This is a genomic window from Lysobacter sp. Soil_C_15 (assembly GCF_057657315.1).
Map to the genome: position 1 here is coordinate 160,231 of NZ_JBDGIR010000009.1, position 6,000 is coordinate 166,230.

4 protein-coding genes and 3 tRNA genes are annotated in these 6,000 nt (G+C 68.6%); all 7 read left to right on the top strand.

Going from position 1 to position 6,000, the window contains the following annotated elements; all coding sequences use genetic code 11:
• Window positions 1-574 precede the first annotated feature (574 nt).
• The 7 genes from recX (at window position 575) to AC3A57_RS19430 (ending at window position 5,700) form a co-directional block, all read left to right on the top strand.
• The gene (recX, locus tag AC3A57_RS19400; RefSeq protein WP_487580443.1) at window positions 575-1,066 is read left to right on the top strand and encodes a recombination regulator RecX; all 492 of its coding nucleotides are present in this window, start codon (window positions 575-577) and stop codon (window positions 1,064-1,066) included.
• Window positions 1,067-1,230: 164 nt separating this feature from the next.
• Window positions 1,231-3,864, top strand: coding sequence for an alanine--tRNA ligase (gene alaS, locus AC3A57_RS19405; RefSeq protein WP_487580410.1), 2,634 nt, complete (start codon window positions 1,231-1,233; stop codon window positions 3,862-3,864).
• A gap of 144 nt (window positions 3,865-4,008) precedes the next feature.
• Window positions 4,009-4,212, top strand: coding sequence for a carbon storage regulator CsrA (gene csrA / locus AC3A57_RS19410; protein WP_064748080.1), 204 nt, complete (start codon window positions 4,009-4,011; stop codon window positions 4,210-4,212).
• 74 nt (window positions 4,213-4,286) lie between these two features.
• Window positions 4,287-4,379, top strand: a tRNA-Ser gene (locus AC3A57_RS19415).
• 126 nt (window positions 4,380-4,505) lie between these two features.
• Window positions 4,506-4,582 (top strand) — tRNA-Arg (locus AC3A57_RS19420).
• Between the two features lie 559 nt (window positions 4,583-5,141).
• Window positions 5,142-5,218 (top strand) — tRNA-Arg (locus tag AC3A57_RS19425).
• Between the two features lie 134 nt (window positions 5,219-5,352).
• Complete coding sequence (locus tag AC3A57_RS19430; protein ID WP_487580411.1) at window positions 5,353-5,700, top strand: DUF6717 family protein; 348 nt, start codon at window positions 5,353-5,355, stop codon at window positions 5,698-5,700.
• Window positions 5,701-6,000: the final 300 nt, after the last annotated feature.

Below are 6,000 nucleotides of genomic sequence, written 5' to 3' on the forward strand. Positions count from 1 at the left end.
TCATTCCCCCGGCGGCGGCCGTGGCCGCCGCGGCGACGTGCAGGCGGGGCAGGGCGAACTTCCGCCGGGCGCCGGCGCGGCCGCGGCCCGGCTGCGCGATGATTTGCGCGCTCGGATCCGCGCGATCGAAGCCGGGCGCTCCGCTCGGGCCGCGTTAGGTGAGCACGCCAGCACACGTCCGGTGGCGTCTTCCGACGAGTTCGTGGCCGATGGGCTTGTAGCCGGCGAACTCGTCGCCGGGCAGCTCGTCGCCGACGAGTCCGCCCGGTCTGCCGACGCCGCCTCCGCCCCCGGCGACGCGGTCGGGCCCTCGGCGGCCCGGGCCCATCGTCCGGCACCGCGCACGGCGCAGTCGGCGCCACCTCGTGCGGGCGCCGCGGGCCGGGACGCCGGCGTGCCGGTTCGCCCCCGGCCGCAGCCGTCCCCGTTCGCCGATCCGGAGCCGGCGCGGTTCGATGACGACGCATGCGGCGGCCTGCGTTCCGCGGCCGGCCCCTCCGGCTTGGATTCCGCAGCGGACGGCAAGCCGGATCCGGGCTCCGATCTGTCCGCTGGCGACGCGTCCTTCGTCGGCCTGTTCGACGACCCGCCGCCGCAGCGCGAGCGTCGTCGCGGCGGCCGCGAACAGAGCCCGACCCAGCGCGCCCTGGGCTTGCTGACCCGGCGCGAACATTCGCGCAAGGAACTGACCCGCAAGCTCAAATCCCGCGGCCTTGACGCGGGCGAAGTGGATGAGGCGGTCGATCGCCTCGCCGAAGCCGGCTGGCAGAACGACGAGCGCTTCGCCGAAAGCCTGGTCCGCAGTCGCGCCGGCAACGGATACGGACCCCTGCACATCCGTGCCGAACTGGCCACCCACGGCCTGCCCGCCGAAGCCATCGCCGCGGCCCTGGCCGCCTACGAGGGCGACTGGCTCGAGAACGCCCGCGACCTGGTCCGGCGCCGCTTCGGCGAGGCGCATTGGGCCGATCCCCGGCTGCGGCGCAAGGCCGCCGACCTGCTGCTGCGGCGGGGCTTCGATGGCGAAACCGCGCGTAATGCGAATCGTTCCCGGGACCCGGACTGAACGCCCGGACACTTTTGTGTCGAACCCTTGCGCATTACGGCCCGCAGCCTGCTAGGCTTACCGGCTTTCGGGTCCCCGGGTTGCCTGTTCCAGTCGATGCCTCCATAGACGGTGGCATGGGTTCGGTCGAGCGCCGCGCTCCCGACCAGGCGATTATCCCAGGCATGAAGACGACCACCGAAATCCGCAGCGATTTCCTCGAGTTCTTTCGAGGCAAGGGCCACACCATCGTGCCGTCGGCGCCGCTCGTGCCGGCCAACGACCCGACCTTGCTGTTCACCAACTCGGGCATGGTCCAGTTCAAGAACGTGTTCCTCGGCAGCGAGAAGCCGGGCTACGTGCGCGCGGCCGACGTGCAGCGCTGCCTGCGCGCCGGCGGCAAGCACAACGACCTCGACCAGGTCGGCTATACCGCGCGCCACCACACCTTCTTCGAGATGCTCGGCAACTGGTCGTTCGGCGACTACTTCAAGGAAGACGCGATCGTCTGGGCCTGGGAGCTGCTGACCGGGGTGTGGAAGCTGCCGGCCGAACGCCTGCTGGTCACGATCTACCAGACCGACGACGAAGCCTTCGAGATCTGGAACAAGAAGATCGGCGTGCCGGCCGAACGCATCGTCCGGATCGGCGACAACAAAGGCGCGCCGTTCGCCTCCGACAATTTCTGGCAGATGGCCGACACCGGCCCCTGCGGCCCGTGCACCGAGATCTTCTACGACCACGGCGCGCACATCGCCGGCGGCCCCCCGGGCTCGCCGGACGAGGACGGCGACCGCTACATCGAGATCTGGAACCTGGTGTTCATGCAGTTCGACCGCCAGCCCGACGGCAGCCTGGTGCCGCTGCCGGCGCCGTGCGTCGACACCGGCATGGGCCTGGAGCGCCTGGCGGCGGTGCTGCAGGGCGTGCACGGCAACTACGAGATCGACCTGTTCCGCCGTCTGATCGCGGCCGCGGCCCAGGCCACCGGCACCGCCGATCTGGAGAACAAGTCGCTGCGGGTGATCGCCGATCACATCCGCGCCTGCTCCTTCCTGATCGTCGACGGCGTGCTGCCGTCCAACGAAGGCCGCGGCTACGTGCTGCGCCGGATCATCCGCCGCGCCCTGCGCCACGGCTGGATGCTCGGCCAGAAGGGCGTGTTCTTCCACAAGCTGGTGCCGGCCCTGGTCGAGGTGATGGGCGAGGCCTATCCCGAGCTGGCCGCCAAGGCCGACTTCGTCGCCGCCGCGCTGGCCGCCGAGGAGGAGCGCTTCGCCGCGACCCTCGACTCGGGCATGCGCATCTTCGACGAGATCGCCGCGCGCTCGCAGGGCGTCATCGCCGGCGCCGACGCATTCAAGCTTTACGACACCTACGGCTTCCCGGCCGACCTCACCGGCGACATCGCGCGCGAGCGCGGCCTGTCGGTGGACATGGCCGGTTTCGAAGCCGAAATGGAGAAGCAGCGCGAGATCGCGCGCCAATCCGGCAAGTTCGGCAACAAGACCGCGATGCCGGCCGAAGTCGCCGCGCGCCTGGCGCCGACCGAGTTCCTCGGCTACGACCGCCTGACCGAGGGCGGCCTGCAGGTCGTGGCGCTGATCCGCGACGGCGTCGCCGTCGACGAACTGCGCATCGGCGACGAAGGCGCGGTGATCCTCGACCGCACCCCGTTCTACGCCGAAAGCGGCGGCCAGGTCGGCGACACCGGCGAGCTGGACGAAGCCGGCACCCGCTTCGCGGTCGAAGACACGCTGAAGTTCGCCGGCCAGTTCCACGGCCACGTCGGCCGCCTGACCGCCGGCAGCCTCAAGGTCGGCGATCGCGTCCTCGGCGCGGTCGACCCGGCGCGCCGCGCCGCGACCGTGCTCAACCATTCGGCGACCCATCTGCTGCACGCGGCGCTGCGCCGCCTGCTCGGCGAACACGTGACCCAGAAGGGCTCGCTGGTCGCTCCGGACCGCCTGCGCTTCGACTTCTCGCACTTCAATCCGCTCAGCGATGCCGAACTGGCCGAGCTGGAGCGCCAGGTCAACGCCGACGTGCGCCGCAACTACGCCGCCGAAGTGCACCAGATGGGCATGCAGGAAGCGCTGGACTTCGGCGCCATGGCGCTGTTCGGCGAAAAGTACGGCGACCGGGTGCGGGTGCTGCGCATGGGCGAGGCCTCGACCGAACTGTGCGGCGGCACCCACGTGTCGCGCACCGGCGACATCGGTCTGTTCAAGATCGTCTCCGAAGGCGGCGTCCAGGCCGGCGTGCGCCGGATCGAGGCGGTGACCGGGCAGGGCGCGCTGGACTACGTGGCCGAGGAAGAGCGTCGCCTGGAGCAGGCTGCGCGCTTGCTCGGCGGCAATGCCGCCGACGTGGCCGACAAGCTGCGCGCGCTGCTCGACCGACAGAAGAAACTCGAGCGCGAACTCGAAGCGATCAAGGCCAAGGCCGCCTCCGGCGCCGCCGCGGACCTGGCCGCTTCGGCGACCGAGGTCGGCGGGGTCCGGGTCGTGGCGACCCGCCTGGAAGGTTTCGACGCCAAGGCGTTGCGCGAGGCGGTCGATCGCCTCAAGCAGCAGCTTGGCGACGCGGTGATCGTGCTGGCGGGAGCCAGCGACGGTAAGGCGGCTTTGGTCGCCGGTGTGAACGGAAGCGCGTCTGGCAAGGTCAAGGCGGGGGAACTCCTCTCGCACGTGGCCAGTCAGATCAACGGTAAAGGCGGCGGACGCCCCGACATGGCGCAGGGCGGCGGCGACGACGGCCCGGCTTTGTCGACGGCTCTTGCGGGTGTCGCCCATTGGGTTGAGAGTAGGCTTGTCTGAACGGCGAACAGTGATCCCTATCGCTTGCGACCATGTTTGGCCGGTCGCTAAGATGGTTCACGTTTGTGTACAAATTGAAGCATTCGTCCTAGTGGAAAAGAATGCCAACGCCGGCACCGCGGTGCCGGCTCGAGGAGGTTTTCAATGCTGATCCTGACGCGTCGCGTCGGCGAAACCTTGATGATCGGCGACTCGGTGACGGTCACCGTGCTCGGCGTCAAGGGTAACCAGGTGCGCATCGGTATTACCGCACCCAAAGATGTCGCGGTCCATCGCGAGGAAATCTATCAGCGCATTCAGCGCGGCGAGGACGCGTCGGACGATTCGGGCAAAAACAGCGGCGGTTAAAAAAAATCGCCGCAAGACGTTGCCGTGGACTGGGTGAGCCGTTATGCTTCCCGCCCGCATTGCTTCATCGATGCGGAGAGTTGCCCGAGAGGCTGAAGGGGCTCCCCTGCTAAGGGAGTATAGGGTCAAAAGCTCTATCGAGGGTTCGAATCCCTCACTCTCCGCCAGTTGTACCGAAAGCCGCCTTCGGCGGCTTTTATTTGCCGGCCCGTCCAGCGCGACACGGTCGGGTCGGCAAGAAGTTCGAAGAGTGTTGACGGAAAGCGGTTCGTCCGTCATAATTTTTCAACTAAGCGCCCGTAGCTCAGCTGGATAGAGCACCAGGCTACGAACTTGGGGGTCGGAGGTTCGAATCCTTCCGGGCGCGCCATTATCAGGAAAGCCGGCAATCGCGAGATTGCCGGCTTTTTTTTTACTCCGATTCTGTTTCCGATTCCGGATTCCCGAATCGGCCAGCGGGTTTATCCGGCCTGGGGATTCGCCGAGCCCGGTTCGGCTCGGTCCGATGCGACTCGTCCGATTCGATTCGCCGCCGCGGTTATCGATCCGTCGCCCTTTCCCCTGTAGGAGCGGCGTCAGCCGCGACCACCGCAGCCACGCACGACAGCGCAACTCATTAAGCCCGGCAGGCTGGGCGCTGAGGGGCGCGCGCCACAGGCCCGGGCTTGCGGTCGGACGCTCGCGTACGCCGCCACGGTGGTCGAGGCTCGTGACCGGAGGACATCCCGAGCGACGCCGCTCCGACAAGAAGGGTGCTGCGACTGCGTGCGGCAACAAGGCCCGATGCCCGAGGCGCTCGTGCGCGCGCCATGCTCCCCGACTCGGCGAGGCCGACCGTGCGCATCCTGGCGTTGCGCGGGGCGCGGGCGCGAGTTCGCGAACAGCGCTTCCCGTCGCGCGAATTCCGCGGCATAATTGCCCGCCTTAGGGCGCCCGTAGCTCAGCTGGATAGAGCACCAGGCTACGAACTTGGGGGTCGGAGGTTCGAATCCTTCCGGGCGCGCCATTTTTCGAACCCGGCCATCGCGAGATGGCCGGGTTTTTCTTTGCGCCGTCGCACCGACGCAGGGTATCGCCGCGCCAGCCGGCGCGGCCTCGTGCGGCAACGCCTGCCGATCCCGGTACACCCGCGAACCCCTTATGAACGCCATCGTCGCCATCCACCCTTACCAAGCCCACGGCATGGGGGTGTTCGACGACGCCGCGGCCGGCCTGACGCAGGAGCCGTTCGTGTCCGGCGCCGACGACATCATCGACCGCATGGTCGCAAGCATCGAAGGCGCGCGGGACGGCTTCACCCTGTTGTTCTCGGCGCAGCCGTTTCCCGGCTTCCAGCTCGAACTGGAGTGGATGCGCGCCGACCTCAGCGGCAACTGGTACCGCAGCGAGTCGATCGGCATGGAAGGCTGGCTGTGCCCGGCGCTGCTGCGTTATTTCGAGGCGCCGCCGCCGAAGCTGTATGCCCAGTTCCGCGCGAAGCGCGGCTGAGCGCGCGCAAGCCGCTTGCCGTAGCAGCGGTGTTCCACGGGAGCCTTCGGCCATAAGCGGCGACCCACCGCAGCGGCGTCGGCAAGCGTGGCCGCCGAAGGCCGGACAACCGGTTGATCCTGGAAATCCATCCGGCCATCCGGGCTGCGGGCGCATGCGCTTGCGTCCACCGCTGCGGCTGTCGCGGCTCACGCCGCTCCTACGTGGGGACAAGACCGCTGCGCCGGTTGATCCTGGAAATCCATCCGGCCATCCGGGCTGCGGGCGCATGCGCTTGCGTCCACCGCTGCGGCTGTCGCG